Raw genomic sequence first — 16,966 nt, 5'->3', positions numbered from 1 at the left:
CCACCCCGTACGCAACGGGGTGACCGCCCTTCGGTCGAGCGTCTCGCTTACTGGTTGTACGGACCGTAGTCGTAGTCCTCCAGCGGAACGGCCTGGCCGGAGCCGGTGCCGAACGGCGAGTAGTCGAGGTCGTCGTAGCCGACGGACGAGTACATCGCCGCCTTGGCCTCCTCGGTCGGCTCGACCCGGATGTTGCGGTAGCGGGAGAGACCCGTACCGGCCGGGATGAGCTTACCGATGATGACGTTCTCCTTGAGGCCGATGAGGCTGTCGGACTTGGCGTTGATCGCCGCATCCGTCAGGACTCGGGTCGTCTCCTGGAAGGAGGCGGCCGACAGCCAGGACTCGGTCGCCAGCGAGGCCTTGGTGATACCCATCAGCTGCGGACGGCCGGAGGCGGGGTGACCGCCCTCGGTGACCACGCGACGGTTCTCGGTCTCGAACTTCGACCGCTCGACCAGCTCGCCCGGGAGGAGCTCCGCGTCGCCGGACTCGATGATCGTCACGCGGCGGAGCATCTGCCGGATGATGATCTCGATGTGCTTGTCGTGGATCGACACGCCCTGCGAGTTGTAGACCTTCTGGACTTCGCCGACCAGGTGGACCTGGACCGCGCGCTGACCGAGGATCCGGAGCACGTCGTGCGGGTTGGTGGCACCCACGGTGAGCTTCTGGCCCACCTCGACGTGGTCGCCCTCGCCCACAAGCAGACGGGCACGCTTCGAGATCGGGAACGCCGTCTCGTCGGTGCCGTCGTCCGGGGTGACGACGATCTTCTTGGTCTTCTCGGTCTCCTCGATCCGGACGCGACCGGCCGCCTCGGAGATCGGGGCGACACCCTTGGGCTGACGCGCCTCGAAGAGCTCGACGACACGCGGCAGACCCTGGGTGATGTCGTCACCGGCCACACCACCGGTGTGGAAGGTACGCATCGTCAGCTGGGTACCGGGCTCACCGATGGACTGGGCGGCGATGATGCCGACCGCCTCACCGATGTCGACCAGCTTGCCGGTGGCCAGCGAGCGGCCGTAGCAGAAGGCACAGGTGCCGACGGCGGACTCACAGGTCAGGACCGAGCGGGTCTTGACCTCCTCGACACCGGCGCCCACGAGGGCGTCGATGAGCACGTCACCCAGGTCGACGTTGGCCGGCGCGATGACCTTGCCGTCCACGACGACGTCCTCGGCGAGCATCCGCGCGTACACGGAGGTCTCGACGTCGTCCGTCTTCCGCAGGACACCGGCCTCGTCCTTGGCCGCGATCCGCAGCTTCAGACCGCGCTCGGTGCCGCAGTCCTCCTCGCGGATGATCACGTCCTGCGAGACGTCCACCAGTCGACGGGTCAGGTAACCCGAGTCGGCGGTACGCAGGGCGGTGTCGGCGAGACCCTTACGGGCACCGTGCGTCGAGATGAAGTACTCGAGGACGGTGAGGCCCTCACGGAAGGACGCCTTGATGGGACGCGGGATCGTCTCGTTCTTGGCGTTCGACACCAGACCACGCATACCGGCGATCTGACGCATCTGCATCATGTTTCCTCGGGCGCCCGAGTCCACCATCATGAAGATCGGGTTCGTCCGCGGGAAGTTCGCGTTCATCGCCTCGGCGACCTCGTTGGTCGCCTTGGTCCAGATCGCGATGAGCTCCTGAGTGCGCTCTTCCTTCGTGATGAGACCGCGCTCGTACTGCTTCTGGACCTTCTCGTCCTGCTCCTCGTAGCCCTTGACGATGGCCTTCTTGGCCTCGGGCACGACGACGTCGGAGATGGCCACGGTGACGCCCGAACGGGTCGCCCAGTGGAAGCCGGCCGCCTTCAGGTTGTCGAGCGTCGCCGCCACGATGACCTTGGGGTAGCGCTCCGCCAGGTCGTTGACGATCTCGGAGAGCTGCTTCTTGCCCACCGAGTAGTCGACGAACGGGTAGTCCTCGGGCAGCAGCTCGTTGAAGAGCGCACGGCCCAGCGTCGTCTTCAGACGGAAGCTGTCACCCTGCTGCCACTCCGGCTCGCCCTCCTCGGCGACCGGGGGGACCCAGCCGCGCGGCGGGACGGTGCCGATCGGGAAGCGGATGTCGATCTCCGACTGGAGCGCGAGCTCACGGCCGTCGAAGGCCATGATCGCCTCGGCCGTCGAGCCGAACGCGCGGCCCTCGCCCTTGGTGTCACGCAGCTCGCCGTCGGTGGTGAGGAAGAACAGACCGAGGACCATGTCCTGGGTCGGCATCGTCACCGGACGGCCGTCGGCCGGCTTCAGGATGTTGTTCGAGGACAGCATCAGGATGCGGGCCTCGGCCTGCGCCTCCGCGGAGAGCGGCAGGTGCACGGCCATCTGGTCACCGTCGAAGTCCGCGTTGAACGCGGTGCAGACGAGCGGGTGGATCTGGATGGCCTTGCCCTCGACCAGCTGCGGCTCGAAGGCCTGGATGCCGAGGCGGTGCAGCGTGGGCGCACGGTTCAGCAGGACCGGGTGCTCGGCGATGACCTCTTCGAGGACGTCGTACACGACGGTGCGGCCGCGCTCGACCATCCGCTTGGCGCTCTTGATGTTCTGCGCGTGGTTCAGGTCGACCAGGCGCTTCATCACGAACGGCTTGAAGAGCTCCAGCGCCATGGCCTTCGGCAGACCGCACTGGTGCAGCTTCAGCTGCGGACCGACGACGATGACGGAACGCGCCGAGTAGTCGACACGCTTGCCGAGCAGGTTCTGACGGAAACGACCCTGCTTGCCCTTCAGCATGTCGCTGAGGGACTTCAGCGGACGGTTGCCGGGGCCCGTCACCGGGCGACCGCGACGGCCGTTGTCGAAGAGGGCGTCGACCGCCTCCTGGAGCATCCGCTTCTCGTTGTTCACGATGATCTCGGGGGCACCGAGGTCGAGCAGGCGCTTCAGACGGTTGTTGCGGTTGATCACACGGCGGTACAGGTCGTTCAGGTCGGAGGTCGCGAAGCGGCCACCGTCGAGCTGCACCATCGGACGGAGGTCCGGCGGGATGACCGGCACGCAGTCGAGAACCATGCCCTTGGGGCTGTTCGCGGTCTGCAGGAACGCGGAGACGACCTTGAGGCGCTTGAGCGCGCGGGTCTTCTTCTGGCCCTTGCCGGTGCGGATGATCTCCCGGAGCTTCTCCGCCTCCTCCTCCAGGTCGAAGGACTCCAGGCGCTTCTGCAGCGCCGCGGCACCCATCGAGCCGTCGAAGTACGTGCCGAAGCGGTCACGCAGCTCGCGGTAGAGGAGCTCGTCGCCCTCCAGGTCCTGGACCTTGAGGTTCTTGAAGCGGGACCAGACCTCGTCCAGACGGTCGATCTCGCGCTGCGCGCGGTCGCGCAGCTGCTTCATCTCGCGCTCGGCACCCTCGCGCACCTTGCGGCGCACGTCGGCCTTGGCGCCCTCGGCCTCCAGCTCGGCCAGGTCGGACTCGAGCTTCTTGGCGCGGTTCTCCAGGTCGGAGTCACGGCGCTGCTCGATCTGCTGACGCTCGACGGAGACGTGGGCCTCCAGCGACGGCAGGTCGCGGGTGCGGCGCTCGTCGTCGACGTACGTGATCATGTACGCCGCGAAGTAGATGACCTTCTCGAGGTCCTTCGGGGCGAGGTCGAGCAGGTAGCCCAGACGCGACGGAACGCCCTTGAAGTACCAGATGTGGGTGACGGGGGCGGCGAGCTCGATGTGGCCCATCCGCTCACGGCGCACCTTGGCGCGGGTGACCTCGACGCCACACCGCTCGCAGATGATGCCCTTGAAGCGGACGCGCTTGTACTTGCCGCAGTAGCACTCCCAGTCCCGGGTCGGACCGAAGATCTTCTCGCAGAAGAGTCCGTCCTTCTCGGGCTTCAGGGTGCGGTAGTTGATGGTCTCCGGCTTCTTGACCTCGCCGTGGCTCCACTGACGGATATCGTCAGCGGTGGCCAGACCGATCCGGAGCTCGTCGAAGAAGTTGACGTCGAGCACTATGCGTCAATCCCTCTCAGGGTTGTAAGGCTGTGGGGTCTGATACGGGGGTCCTGGGGCCGGCGGGGGGACCATCGCTGGTCCCCCTGCCGGACTCCCGTCAGACCTCTTCGACGCTGCTCGGCTCGCGCCGGGACAGGTCGATGCCGAGCTCCTCCGCTGCGCGGAAGACGTCCTCGTCGGTGTCGCGCATCTCGATGGACATGCCGTCCGAGGACAGCACCTCCACGTTGAGGCACAGGGACTGCATCTCCTTGATGAGCACCTTGAAGGACTCGGGGATGCCGGGCTCAGGGATGTTCTCGCCCTTGACGATGGCCTCGTAGACCTTCACGCGGCCGGTCACGTCGTCGGACTTGATCGTCAGCAGCTCCTGGAGGGCGTACGCGGCGCCGTAAGCCTCCAGCGCCCACACCTCCATCTCACCGAAGCGCTGGCCACCGAACTGGGCCTTACCACCCAGCGGCTGCTGGGTGATCATCGAGTACGGGCCGGTCGAACGCGCGTGGAGCTTGTCGTCGACCAGGTGGTGGAGCTTGAGGATGTACATGTACCCGACCGAGATCGGGTCCGGGAACGGCTCGCCGGAGCGGCCGTCGAACAGGCGCGCCTTACCGGTCGGGAGCACCATGCGCTCGCCGTCGCGGTTCGGGATGGTGTGCTGGAGCAGACCGGCGAGCTCGTCCTCACGGGCACCGTCGAAGACCGGGGTCGCGACGTTGGTGCCGGGGGCGACGGAGTCGGCGCCGATCGCCTGGAGGCGCTGGGCCCACTCGTCCGCGAGGCCGGAGACGTCCCAGCCGCGGCTGGCGAGCCAGCCGAGGTGGATCTCCAGGACCTGTCCCGGGTTCATTCGGGACGGGACACCCAGCGGGTTGAGGATGATGTCGACCGGGGTGCCGTCCTCGAGGAAGGGCATGTCCTCGATCGGGAGGATCTTGGAGATGACACCCTTGTTGCCGTGGCGGCCGGCGAGCTTGTCACCGTCGGTGATCTTGCGCTTCTGGGCGACGTAGACGCGGACCAGCTGGTTCACGCCCGGGGGAAGCTCGTCGCCCTCCTCGCGGTCGAAGACGCGGACGCCGATGACCTTGCCGGTCTCGCCGTGCGGGACCTTCAGCGAGGTGTCGCGGACCTCACGGGCCTTCTCGCCGAAGATCGCGCGGAGCAGGCGCTCCTCCGGGGTCAGCTCGGTCTCGCCCTTGGGCGTGACCTTGCCGACCAGGATGTCGCCGGCGACGACCTCGGCACCGATGCGGATGATGCCGCGCTCGTCGAGGTCGGCGAGGACCTCCTCGGAGACGTTCGGGATGTCCCGGGTGATCTCCTCGGGGCCGAGCTTGGTGTCACGGGCGTCGACCTCGTGCTCCTCGATGTGGATCGAGGAGAGGACGTCGTCCTGGACGAGGCGCTGCGACAGGATGATCGCGTCCTCGTAGTTGTGACCCTCCCACGGCATGAACGCGACGAGCAGGTTCTTGCCCAGCGCCATCTCGCCGTTCTCGGTGGCCGGACCGTCGGCGAGGACCTGGCCCTCGATGACGTGGTCACCCTCGGCGACGACGACCTTCTGGTTGACCGAGGTGCCCTGGTTCGACCGGGAGAACTTGTGCAGGCGGTACGTGTTGTACGTGCCGTCGTCGTTGGCGACCGTGATGTAGTCGGCCGACAGCTCCTGGACGACACCGGCCTTCTCGGCCTTGAGGACGTCGCCGGCGTCGGTGGCGCAGCGGTACTCCATGCCGGTGCCGACGAGCGGGGCCTCCGCCTTGATGAGCGGGACGGCCTGGCGCATCATGTTCGCGCCCATGAGGGCGCGGTTGGCGTCGTCGTGCTCGAGGAAGGGGATCATGGCGGTCGCGACCGACACCATCTGGCGCGGCGAGACGTCCATGTAGTCCACGTCCTCGGGGAGGACGTAGTCGACCTCGCCGCCACGCTTGCGGACCAGGATGCGGTTCTCGGTGAAGCGGAGCTCGTCGTCGAGCGCGGCGTTGGCCTGCGCGATGACGAAGCGGTCCTCCTCGTCGGCGGTGACGTAGTCGACCTCGTCGGTGACCTGGCCGTCGACGACCTTGCGGTACGGCGTCTCGATGAAGCCGAACGCGTTGACGCGGCCGTACGAGGCGAGCGAACCGATCAGACCGATGTTCGGTCCTTCGGGGGTCTCGATCGGGCACATGCGTCCGTAGTGGGACGGGTGCACGTCTCGGACCTCGAAGCCGGCCCGCTCACGGGAGAGACCACCGGGGCCCAGCGCGGACAGACGACGCTTGTGCGTCAGACCCGAGAGCGGGTTGTTCTGGTCCATGAACTGGGACAGCTGGCTGGTGCCGAAGAACTCCTTGATGGAGGCGACGACCGGCCGGATGTTGATCAGGGTCTGCGGCGTGATCGCCTCGACGTCCTGGGTGGTCATCCGCTCACGGACGACGCGCTCCATACGAGCCAGACCCGTGCGGACCTGGTTCTGGATGAGCTCGCCGACGTTGCGCAGACGACGGTTGCCGAAGTGGTCGATGTCGTCGGTCTCGACGACGATCTCGTTGCCGTTCTCACCGGTCGTCTCGGTCTCGCCCGCGTGGAGCTTCACGAGGTACTTGATCGTGGCGATGACGTCGTCGGTGGTGAGCACGCCGGCGTCGAGCGGCTCGTCGGCGCCGAGCTTCTTGTTCACCTTGTAGCGGCCGACCTTCGCGAGGTCGTAGCGCTTCGGGTTGAAGTAGAGGTTCTCGAGCAGCGTCTGAGCGGCCTCACGGGTCGGCGGCTCGCCCGGACGGAGCTTGCGGTAGATGTCGAGCAGCGCGTCGTCCTGGCCCTGGGTGTGGTCCTTCTCCAGGGTGGCGCGCATGGACTCGTACTCGCCGAACTCCTGCAGGATCTGCTCGGTGGTCCAGCCGAGCGCCTTCAGGAGGACGGTGACCGACTGCTTGCGCTTGCGGTCGATGCGGACACCGACGAGGTCGCGCTTGTCGATCTCCATCTCCAGCCAGGCACCCCGGGACGGGATGATCTTGGCGGAGAAGATGTCCTTGTCGGACGTCTTGTCGATCGAGGAGTCGAAGTAGACGCCGGGCGAGCGGACGAGCTGCGACACGACGACACGCTCGGTGCCGTTGATGACGAAGGTGCCCTTGTTGGTCATGAGCGGGAAGTCGCCCATGAAGACCGTCTGGGACTTGATCTCGCCGGTCTCGTTGTTGGTGAACTCGGCGGTGACGAAGAGCGGGGCGCCGTACGTGAAGTCACGGTCCTTGCACTCGTCGATGGAGTTCTTCGGCGGCTCGAAGCGGTGGTCGCGGAAGGTCAGCGACATCGACCCGGAGAAGTCCTCGATCGGGGAGATCTCCTCGAAGATCTCCTCCAGACCGGACTTGGTGGGGACGTCCTGTCCCGACTCAAGGGCAGCCTCGACGCGAGCCTTCCAGGCGGCGTTGCCGAGCAGCCAGTCAAAGCTCTCGGTCTGCAGCGCGAGGAGGTTCGGAACCTCGAGGGGCTCCTTGATCTTTGCAAAGGAGATGCGCAGCGGGGCGGTGCTGGCGCCGTTGTTCATGTTGTTCGAGGCGTTGCGCGAGGCGGCCAAGAGGGGGTCCTTCCGAGGGCTCGGACTCACTACGCGCGTACCGGTCCCCAGCAACGCTTCACGGCAGACGTTTCCTGAGATGACCAGAAGGCCAGGTCAGACGGGGTCGGTCCACGAAGCTGATGCGAAGGTATGCCCCTGGTGACGGGCAGGGGGCAGCTAACAGGCAGCGCAAAGGGTCAGTGTAGCCACTTGGCTCACTGATGTCCAGGGCGACTTCTTCGCGACCCTCGTTGCTCTCAACTCCGCGGTACTCGCGCCGTGTGGCGCACCTCGATACTGCCCGTTCGGTCGTCGATCCATGCCTCGGAAACGGATCGTTGTGACGACGCGTCCTGAGAATTGCGCGCGGCGTGCCGTTCGTCAAGGCCCCCGCCCGTGAGCGGCGCACGGCGAAGATCACCATACTCCGCTTCCGGAGACCCGTACGACCCCCGCCACGCGGGTCCCGGGAACGCCGAAAGGCGACCACCCGTATGGATGATCGCCTTTCGGTGCCTCCGCGTTACACGGGGGCGGGAGTCAGCTTCAGCGACTCGAAACGGCCTTACTTGACCGTGACGGAGGCGCCGGCGGCCTTGAGGGACTCGGCAGCCTTCTCGGCGGCCTCCTTCGCGACCTTCTCGAGGACGGGCTTCGGGGTGCCGTCGACGAGGTCCTTGGCCTCCTTGAGGCCCAGGGAGGTGAGCTCGCGCACGACCTTGATGACCTGGATCTTCTTGTCGCCGGCACCCTCGAGGATGACGTCGAACTCGTCCTGCTCCTCAGCGGCCTCGGCCGGGGCGCCCGGGGCACCCGGGGCGGCAACGGCGACGGCCGCGGCGGCGGTGACGTCGAACTTCTCCTCGAAGGCCTTCACGAACTCGGAGAGCTCGATGAGGGTCATCTCCTCGAACTGGGCGAGGAGGTCGTCCTGAGAGAGCTTCGCCATGATGGGCGATCCTTCCACTAATTCGGCAGGTGCCGATGTGTCTTGAGAGGCGGGCGTAACGGCCCGCTACGACCCGTGCGCTAGGCGGCGCGGATCAATGCGCGAGCCGAATTACTCGGCACCGCCCTGCTCGGCCTGCTTGGCACGGAGCGCGTCCACGGTGCGGACGAGCTTCGACGGCAGCGCCTGGAAGAGCTGAGCAGCCTGAGACTGCTTGCCCTTGAAGGCACCGGCCAGCTTGCTGAGCAGAACCTCGCGGGACTCGAGGTCCGCAAGCTTCTTGATGTCGTCGGCGGAGAGAGCCTTACCGTCAAGGACACCGGCCTTGATGATGAGGTTCGGGTTCTCCTTGGCGAAGTCACGCAGGGCCTTCGCCGACTCCACCGGGTCACCGGTGACGAAGGCGACCGCGGTCGGACCAGCGAAGTGCTCGTCCAGTGCGGTGATCCCGGCCTCGTTGGCCGCGATCTTGGTCAGCGTGTTCTTCACCACGGCGTACTGGGCGTTCTCACCGAGCGAGCGGCGCAGCGTCTTGAGCTGCGCGACGGTGAGACCCCGGTACTCGGTCAGCACGGCGGCGTTGGAGCTGCGGAACTGGTCCGTGAGCTCGGCCACCGATGCAGCCTTGTTGGGCGTCGGCATAGTGCGTTCGCCTCCTTCCGGGTGATGAGGACCGCTCAGAAGGGGCTGAACAAACAAAACGCCCCGGCGCAGGCGCACGGGGCTCAGCTCGACCGGATTCGCATCCGGGAACTTTCCACAGTCACCTGCGCGGGTCGTCCGCAGTCAGCGGATCCTTCGGCCACCGCACCCGGTAGGGCACAGCAACGACCAGCGGTCTTTGGCTTCTGTGGAAGAGTACGTGACGGCGGGCGTCAGGGGCAAATCAGTCCTGAAGGGCCTCGGAGCCCTTGCCCTCCTCCAGCGCCTTGCCGGCGTCCTGGAGCATCTTGAAGAGGTCGACGGTCTCGTCGGCCGGCGGGACCTGGACGGCGGCCTTGGTGCCGTAGTCGCTGTAGTCGGCGCGCATCTCCATGGAGCCCTTGCCCATCTTCATGGCGACGTCCATGCGGGCCGGGTAGCCGTCCTTGTTGACCCAGACCTCGGTGTCGTAGCCCGTCATGCCGAGCTGCTTCACCGTCTCGGTGAACTTCTTGCGCTCATCCGCGGAGAGGAGCTCCGCGGACCCGCCGGCCTTCATCATCTGCTCGACGGTGAGCGTGCCCTTGTAGTGCTCGGTGTCCATGCCGTTGACCTTCTCGGCACCGACGTGCTTGAGGTCCGGGGACTCCAGGAGGAGGGCGAGCTGCTGGGCGGGGTCCTGGTTCATCTGGTCCAGGCCACCGGTCATCTGCTTCTGGAGGGCCTTGTCGCCGGAGGCGTCGGCCGCCGCCTTCAGGTCCAGCTTCATCCAGCGCTTGCCGTCCATCTGGGCGGCCTGCTTCTCGCCCATGTCCATGTACATGACGCCGTCGACCATGACCATGCGGACTTCCTCGGGCGCCTCGGGGTCGCCGGCGCTCAGCATCGAGCCCTTGACGGTGAGGTCCATCACCGCCGGGTCCCAGCCCATGGAGCCCGTCATGTCGGCGGTGCCGGACTCGGCCCCCATGCCCTCCATCTTCATGGTCATCTTGACCTTGGCGGACTTGGCCGCCGCCGTCTTCTCGTACGCCACCTTGATGAACTGCGCGGCGTTGGTCGGGTCGCCCGCCTTGGCGGCCGCGCCCGTCTTGTCGCCGTCGTTACATCCCGCCAGGCCCGCCACGAGGCCCGCGGCGGTGAGCGCGACGCCCGCGCGCTTCCAGGTCGTCTTGCGCATAGGTGTTCCCCACCCCTTGATCTTCGTCTTTGCGTTCTCTTGAACCGTAACGCACCTCTACGACAGTGAAGACGCAATAAAAGCCGCCCCCCGTTCCTCCGGAGAGGAAGCGGGGGGCGGCTTTCAGGACTGACTGCGCCGAGCCGGAAGGGCTCAGACCGCGGCCGGGTCCTCCTCGACGAGGAGGTTCCGGGTGCGGTTGCCGTCGACCGGGATGCCGGGGCCCATCGTGGTGCTGATGGCGGCCTTCCGGATGTAACGGCCCTTGGCGGCGGACGGCTTCAGACGGAGGATCTCCTCCAGGGCCGCGCCGTAGTTCTCCACCAGCTGCGTGTCGTCGAAGGACGTCTTGCCGATGATGAAGTGCAGGTTCGAGTGCTTGTCGACGCGGAACTCGATCTTGCCGCCCTTGATGTCGTTGACAGCCTTGGCGACATCGGGGGTCACGGTGCCGGTCTTCGGGTTCGGCATGAGACCACGCGGACCGAGCACGCGGCCGAGGCGGCCGACCTTGCCCATGAGGTCCGGGGTGGCGACCACGGCGTCGAACTCGTTCAGGCGCTGGCCCTTGGCGATCTCGTCGATCAGCTCGTCGGAGCCGACGATGTCGGCGCCCGCGGCGACCGCGGCCTCGGCACGCTCACCGGTCGCGAAGACCAGGACCCGGGCGGTCTTGCCGGTGCCGTGCGGGAGGTTCACGGTGCCACGGACCATCTGGTCGGCCTTGCGCGGGTCGACACCCAGGCGGAAGGCGACCTCGACGGTGCCGTCGAACTTCGTGGTGGAGGTCTCCTTGGCAAGGCGGACGGCCTCGAGCGGGGCGTAGAGCTTCTCCCGGTCGATCTTGGCGTCCGCAGCGCGGAGGGACTTGCTGCGCTTCACTTCTGCTCCTGGTGTGTTTCAGGTGTGGAGTCGTGGTGCGGGCCAAGCGCTGGCCCTACCACTGAGGTCACGAGAGGGGGTGATCAGCCCTCGACCGTGATGCCCATGGAACGGGCGGTGCCGGCGATGATCTTCGACGCGGCGTCCAGGTCGTTCGCGTTGAGGTCGGGCATCTTGGTGGTGGCGATCTCGCGGACCTGCGCCTCGGTGATCTTGGCGACCTTGGTCTTGTGCGGCTCGCCGGAGCCCTTCTCCACGCCCGCGGCCTTGAGGATCATCTTGGCGGCCGGGGGGGTCTTGGTGATGAAGGTGAAGGAGCGGTCCTCGTAGACCGTGATCTCCACCGGGATCACCCAGCCACGCTGCGACTCGGTCGCGGCGTTGTAGGCCTTGCAGAACTCCATGATGTTGACGCCGTGCTGACCGAGCGCGGGGCCGACCGGCGGGGCCGGGTTGGCCGCACCGGCGTTGATCTGGAGCTTGATAAGCCCCGTGACCTTCTTCTTCTTGGGAGGCATTGCTCTCTCCGGGTCCTAGTGAGAGTTTTCAGCCGATCCATCCGGTCATCCGGATGGAGGCATACCGCACAACGATAACGGGTATGGCTGCGCGTCCAAAAACCGAGCAGGTCAGAGGGGCTGTAGCAGCCCCTCTGACCTGTCCGGAAACTCGGGAACGATCTCTGGGAACGATCTCCTGCGAGATCAGTTCTTCTGGATCTGGTCGAAGCTGAGCTCGACCGGGGTCTCGCGACCGAAGATCTCGACGAGGCCCTTGACCTTCTTCGAGTCCGGGTTGATCTCGTTGATCGTGGCCTGGAGGGTGGCGAAGGGGCCGTCGGTGACGGTGACCGAGTCGCCGACCTCGAAGTCGAGGACCTGGACCTCCAGCTTGCGGGCCGGAGCCGGCTTGCCCTCGGCCTCGGCGGCCTCGCGGGCGGCCTTCTCCTCGGCCTCCGGGGCGAGCATCTTGACGATCTCGTCCAGGGTCAGCGGGTACGGGTCGTAGGCGTTGCCCACGAAGCCGGTGACGCCGGGGGTGTTGCGGACGACGCCCCAGGACTCGTTCGTCAGGTCCATGCGGACCAGGACGTAGCCGGGGAGCTTGTTCTGCTTGACGTTCTTCCGCTCGCCGCCCTTGATCTGGACGATCTCTTCCTCGGGCACCTCGGCCTGGTAGATGAAGTCCTCGACGTTGAGCGAGACGGCGCGCTGCTCCAGGTTGGCCTTCACGCGCTTCTCGTAGCCCGCGTAGGTGTGGATGACGTACCACTCGCCGGGCAGGGTGCGCAGCTCCTCTCGGAGCGCGGCGACGGGGTCGACCGGGGCGGCCGGCTCGGCCTCCTCCTCGGTCTCCTCGATCTCGGCCTCGGCCTCGGCGATGTCGTCGTCGGCCTCGTCGGCCTCCTCGACCTCGTCGGCGGGCTCGGACTCGTCGTCCTCGTCGGCGGAGTCCTCGTCGGACTCGTCGTCCTCGTCGGCCTCGACGGCGGAGTCCTCGGCGGCCTCTTCCGCCGCGGCGTCCGCAGCCTGGTCCTCGTCCTCGTCGGCGGCCTCGATGATGTCCAGCTCGTCCTCGACGGACTCGGACTCGAAGGCGTCGTTCAGGTTCGCGTCAGACACGGTGGCTGCTTCTTCCTGCGATACAGATGGGGTGGAACAAAAAGTCAGCCGAAGACGTACTTGACTGCTTCCTGGAAGCCAAAGTCAATCACGGTGACCAGGCCGATCATGACGACCACGAAGATGATCACGACAGTGGTGTACGAGGACAGCTGACTGCGTGTCGGCCAGACGACCTTACGGAGCTCGGCGACGATCTGGCGATAGAAGACGGCGAGACGGCCCAGGGGGCCCTTCTTCCCGCGCTTGCCGCCCTTGCGGCCCTTCTTCGTGGAAGCATCCTCGGCATCAGGCATGTCGATGGAGCCAACGGCGTCCGTCACGATCTCTCACCTGATTCCGGGTCGGCCGTGCCGCGCCCGGGTGGAGCCGCACGGCGGTGCAATGAAGTACGTACATGCGCACAACACCTGGCGGTGTGTGTAGCAGGGCCGGAGGGACTTGAACCCCCAACCGCCGGTTTTGGAGACCGGTGCTCTACCAATTGAGCTACGACCCTTTGTGGCGTCCCCCAACCTACCCCATGCGTGACGGGTTCGGTGCGGGCCAACGAGGAGTGAGTGTACGTGACCTTGGGCCCTCACGTCGAACAGGAACCGCGCCGACCTGGCCCAGGGCCCCTTCCCGACCGGTATCGACCGCTCCTGTCCGCTCCCTGAAACCTGTGTGCCGGGCCGGGAAACGGTCTGGGACGATGGCCGTATGAGCGCTGCTACCCCTCCCACCGAGCGTCGGGTCTCCGCCCGGATCGGTGCGATCTCCGAGTCCGCCACCCTCGCCGTCGACGCCAAGGCCAAGGCCCTCAAGGCCGCCGGGCGCCCGGTGATCGGTTTCGGCGCCGGTGAGCCGGACTTCCCGACCCCCGACTACATCGTCGACGCGGCCGTCGAGGCCTGCAAGAACCCCAAGTACCACCGCTACACGCCGGCCGGCGGCCTGCCCGAGCTGAAGGCCGCGATCGCCGCCAAGACGCTCCGCGACTCCGGCTACGAGGTCGACGCCTCCCAGGTCCTGGTGACCAACGGCGGCAAGCAGGCGATCTACGAGGCCTTCGCCGCGATCCTCGACCCGGGCGACGAGGTCATCGTCCCGGCCCCGTACTGGACCACCTACCCCGAGTCGATCCGCCTCGCCGGCGGTGTCCCGGTGGAGGTCGTGGCCGACGAGACGACCGGCTACCGCGTCTCGGTGGAGCAGCTGGAGGCGGCCCGCACGGAGCGGACCAAGGTCGTCCTCTTCGTCTCCCCGTCGAACCCGACCGGTGCCGTCTACAGCGAGGCCGACGCCGAGGCGATCGGCCGCTGGGCCGTCGAGCACGGCCTGTGGGTCCTCACCGACGAGATCTACGAGCACCTGGTCTACGGCGACGCGAAGTTCACCTCGCTGCCGGCGATCGTGCCCGAGCTGCGCGACAAGTGCGTCGTGGTCAACGGCGTCGCCAAGACGTACGCGATGACCGGCTGGCGCGTCGGGTGGATCGTCGGCCCCAAGGACGTCGTGAAGGCGGCGACCAACCTCCAGTCGCACGCGACCTCCAACGTCTCCAACGTGGCCCAGGTCGCCGCGCTGGCCGCCGTCTCCGGCAGCCTGGACGCGGTCGCCGAGATGCGCACCGCCTTCGACCGGCGCCGCCAGACCATCGTGCGGATGCTGAACGAGATCGACGGCGTCCTCTGCCCGACGCCGGAGGGCGCGTTCTACGTGTACCCGTCGGTGAAGGAGCTGATCGGCAAGGAGATCCGCGGCAAGCGTCCGCAGAGCTCCGTCGAGCTGGCCGCGCTGATCCTGGACGAGGCCGAGGTCGCGGTGGTCCCGGGCGAGGCGTTCGGCACCCCCGGCTACCTGCGCCTGTCGTACGCGCTCGGTGACGAGGACCTGGTGGAGGGCGTCTCCCGGATCCAGAAGCTGCTGGCCGAGGCCCGCGACTGACACCGGCCCCGACCGCACGGGAGCGGGCCCCGGTTCTTCGGAACCGGGGCCCGTTTCTGCGTTCGGGCGGGTATCGATCGGGGAATGGCCGTGCATACCGCCGTTCGGGTAAGGCAGGATCGGTCGATGGAGCACCCCCGCGATCTCACCCTGCTGCCCAAGGCCCATCTGCACCTGCACTTCACCGGTTCGATGCGGCCCACCACCCTCATCGAGCTGGCCGACAAGTACGGCGTGCACCTCCCCGAGGCGCTGAGCAGCGGGACTCCCCCGCGCCTGCGGGCCACGGACGAGCGCGGCTGGTTCCGCTTCCAGCGCCTGTACGACATCGCCCGCTCCTGCCTGCGCTCCCCTGAGGACATCCAGCGGCTGGTGCGGGAGGCGGCGCAGGAGGACGTGCGGGACGGCTCGGGGTGGCTGGAGATCCAGGTGGACCCGACCTCGTACGCGCCGCATCTGGGCGGGCTGATCCCCGCCCTGGAGATCATCCTGGACGCGGTCGACTCGGCGGCCCGGGAGACCGGGCTCGGGATGCGGGTGCTGGTGGCGGCGAACCGGATGAAGCATCCGCTGGAGGCCCGCACCCTGGCCCGGCTCGCGGTGCGGTACGCGGACCGGGGCGTCGTCGGCTTCGGGCTCTCCAACGACGAGCGCCGGGGCATGGCCCGCGACTTCGACCGGGCCTTCGCGATCGCCCGCGAGGGCGGCCTGCTCGCGGCCCCGCACGGCGGGGAGCTGACCGGGCCCGCCTCCGTACGGGACTGCCTGGACGACCTGCGGGCGTCCCGGGTCGGGCACGGGGTGCGGGCGGCGGAGGACGGGCGGCTGCTGCGGAAGCTCGCGGAGCGGGGCGTGACGTGCGAGGTGTGCCCGGCGTCGAACGTGGCGCTCGGGGTGTACGAGAAGCACGAGGACGTGCCGCTGCGGACCCTCTTCGAGGCGGGCGTCCCGATGGCGCTGGGCGCCGACGACCCGCTGCTCTTCGGCTCCCGGCTGGCCGCCCAGTACGAGATCGCCCGCCGCCACCACGGCTTCACGGACGCGGAGCTGGCGGAGCTGGCGCGCCAGTCGGTGCGGGCGTCGGCGGCCCCGGCGGACGCCTCGCAGAAGCTGCTGTCCGGGATCGACGACTGGCTGGCGGCGCCCGCGGGCCGGTCCGTCTAGAGGCTGACGCCGACCGTCACGGGCTCGTTGACGAGGGTGACGCCGAAGACGTCGTGGACGCCGGCGACGACCTCGCGGGCGAGGGCGAGCAGGTCCTCGGTGGTGGCCTCGCCGCGGTTGGTGAGGGCGAGGGTGTGCTTGGTGGAGATCCGGGCGGGCCCGGAGCCGTATCCCTTGGTGAAGCCGGCCCTGTCGATGAGCCAGGCGGCGGAGGTCTTGGTGCGGCCGTCGCCGGCCGGGTAGGCGGGCGGGGTGACCTCGGGGCCGAGCCGGTCGGCGACGCGGGTGAGGAAGGTCTCGTACTGGACCGGCGTGAGGATCGGGTTGGTGAAGAAGGACCCGGCGGACCAGGTGTCGTGGTCCTCGGGGTCGAGGACCATGCCCTTGCCGGCGCGGAGCCCCAGCACGGTCTCCCGCACGTGGGCGAGCGGCACCCGGTCGCCGGCCGCGACGCCGAGGGCCCGGGCGGTCTCCGGGTAGGCGATCGGCGCGGAGAGCCCGCCGGCGTCCTCCAGCTCGAAGCGGACGCGCAGCACGACGTACCGGTCGGGCCGGTCCTTGAAGAGGCTGTGGCGGTACGAGAAGGCGCACTCGGCGTTGGTGAGGGTGACGGTCTCCTCGGCCCGGCGGTCGTACGCGACGACCTCGGTGAGGGTGGCGGAGACGTCCTGGCCGTAGGCGCCGACGTTCTGGATCGGGGTGGCGCCGGCCGAGCCGGGGATGCCGGCGAGGCACTCGATCCCGGCGAGTCCGGCCTCGACGGTCCGTGCGACGGCGTCCGTCCAGACCTCGCCCGCGGCGAGCTCCAGGCGGGTCCCGTCGAGGGAGAGGCCGGTGGTGGCGAGGTGCAGGGCGGTGCCCTCGAAGCCCTTGTCCCCGATGACCAGGTTGGAGCCGCCGCCGATGATCAGCAGCGGGGTCCCGGCCGCGTCGGCCTCGCGGACCGCGGAGATCACCTCGGCGTCGGTGGTGGCCGTGACGAGCCGGGTGGCGGGGCCGCCGAGCCGGAAGGTGGTCAGGGGGGCGAGAGGGGCGTCCTTGAGCTGCTGCACGGGCCCAAGGGTACTTACCTCAGGGGGCAAGTAC

General features: G+C 67.8%; 12 protein-coding genes and 1 tRNA gene. 2 read left to right on the top strand and 11 right to left on the bottom strand.

The features are described from left to right. Window positions 1–47 precede the first annotated feature (47 nt). From ACF1BN_RS19130 to ACF1BN_RS19085, 10 genes are all read right to left on the bottom strand, one after another. Window positions 48–3,947, bottom strand: coding sequence for a DNA-directed RNA polymerase subunit beta' (locus tag ACF1BN_RS19130; protein WP_376601477.1), 3,900 nt, complete (start codon window positions 3,945–3,947; stop codon window positions 48–50). A 100-nt stretch (window positions 3,948–4,047) separates the two neighbouring features. Beyond that, window positions 4,048–7,530 carry a DNA-directed RNA polymerase subunit beta gene (rpoB, locus tag ACF1BN_RS19125; protein WP_392332761.1) on the bottom strand — a complete coding sequence of 1,161 codons (3,483 nt, stop codon included), beginning with the start codon at window positions 7,528–7,530 and terminating at the stop codon, window positions 4,048–4,050. Window positions 7,531–8,077: 547 nt separating this feature from the next. Further along, window positions 8,078–8,461, bottom strand: a complete 384-nt coding sequence (rplL, locus tag ACF1BN_RS19120) for a 50S ribosomal protein L7/L12 (RefSeq protein ID WP_364627775.1) — start codon at window positions 8,459–8,461, stop codon at window positions 8,078–8,080. A gap of 111 nt (window positions 8,462–8,572) precedes the next feature. Continuing rightward, window positions 8,573–9,103 (bottom strand): 50S ribosomal protein L10, encoded by a 531-nt coding sequence (rplJ, locus tag ACF1BN_RS19115; protein ID WP_030494216.1) that lies wholly within the window; start codon window positions 9,101–9,103, stop codon window positions 8,573–8,575. Window positions 9,104–9,347: 244 nt separating this feature from the next. Continuing rightward, a complete protein-coding gene (locus ACF1BN_RS19110) occupies window positions 9,348–10,283 on the bottom strand; it encodes a hypothetical protein (RefSeq protein WP_392332760.1) in 936 nt (311 codons plus the stop codon). Between the two features lie 153 nt (window positions 10,284–10,436). Continuing rightward, window positions 10,437–11,165, bottom strand: a complete 729-nt coding sequence (gene rplA / locus ACF1BN_RS19105; protein WP_392332759.1) for a 50S ribosomal protein L1 — start codon at window positions 11,163–11,165, stop codon at window positions 10,437–10,439. 83 nt (window positions 11,166–11,248) lie between these two features. After that, window positions 11,249–11,683: a 50S ribosomal protein L11 gene (gene rplK / locus ACF1BN_RS19100; protein ID WP_030494213.1), complete on the bottom strand. Its 435-nt coding sequence runs from the start codon at window positions 11,681–11,683 to the stop codon at window positions 11,249–11,251. 186 nt (window positions 11,684–11,869) lie between these two features. Further along, the gene (nusG, locus tag ACF1BN_RS19095; protein ID WP_392332758.1) at window positions 11,870–12,787 is read right to left on the bottom strand and encodes a transcription termination/antitermination protein NusG; all 918 of its coding nucleotides are present in this window, start codon (window positions 12,785–12,787) and stop codon (window positions 11,870–11,872) included. 44 nt (window positions 12,788–12,831) lie between these two features. Next, window positions 12,832–13,110, bottom strand: coding sequence for a preprotein translocase subunit SecE (gene secE, locus ACF1BN_RS19090; protein ID WP_387270832.1), 279 nt, complete (start codon window positions 13,108–13,110; stop codon window positions 12,832–12,834). 103 nt (window positions 13,111–13,213) lie between these two features. Beyond that, window positions 13,214–13,286: transfer RNA gene (locus ACF1BN_RS19085), tRNA-Trp, on the bottom strand. 203 nt (window positions 13,287–13,489) lie between these two features. On the opposite strand from ACF1BN_RS19085, the gene ACF1BN_RS19080 reads away from it, so the two are divergent. Then, window positions 13,490–14,716, top strand: coding sequence for a pyridoxal phosphate-dependent aminotransferase (locus ACF1BN_RS19080; RefSeq protein WP_392332757.1), 1,227 nt, complete (start codon window positions 13,490–13,492; stop codon window positions 14,714–14,716). A gap of 126 nt (window positions 14,717–14,842) precedes the next feature. Next, window positions 14,843–15,880 carry an adenosine deaminase gene (locus ACF1BN_RS19075; RefSeq protein WP_392332756.1) on the top strand — a complete coding sequence of 346 codons (1,038 nt, stop codon included), beginning with the start codon at window positions 14,843–14,845 and terminating at the stop codon, window positions 15,878–15,880. Here the strand turns inward: ACF1BN_RS19075 and ACF1BN_RS19070 are convergent. After that, window positions 15,877–16,962, bottom strand: a complete 1,086-nt coding sequence (locus ACF1BN_RS19070; RefSeq protein WP_392332755.1) for a UDP-N-acetylmuramate dehydrogenase — start codon at window positions 16,960–16,962, stop codon at window positions 15,877–15,879. The two genes, ACF1BN_RS19075 and ACF1BN_RS19070, sit on opposite strands and share 4 nt — an antisense overlap. Between the last annotated feature and the right edge of the window lie 4 nt (window positions 16,963–16,966).

This window comes from Streptomyces sp. NPDC014861 (assembly GCF_043081625.1).
In the GTDB taxonomy this organism is placed as follows: domain Bacteria; phylum Actinomycetota; class Actinomycetes; order Streptomycetales; family Streptomycetaceae; genus Streptomyces.
This window is presented reverse-complemented; position numbering and strand designations above follow the sequence as displayed.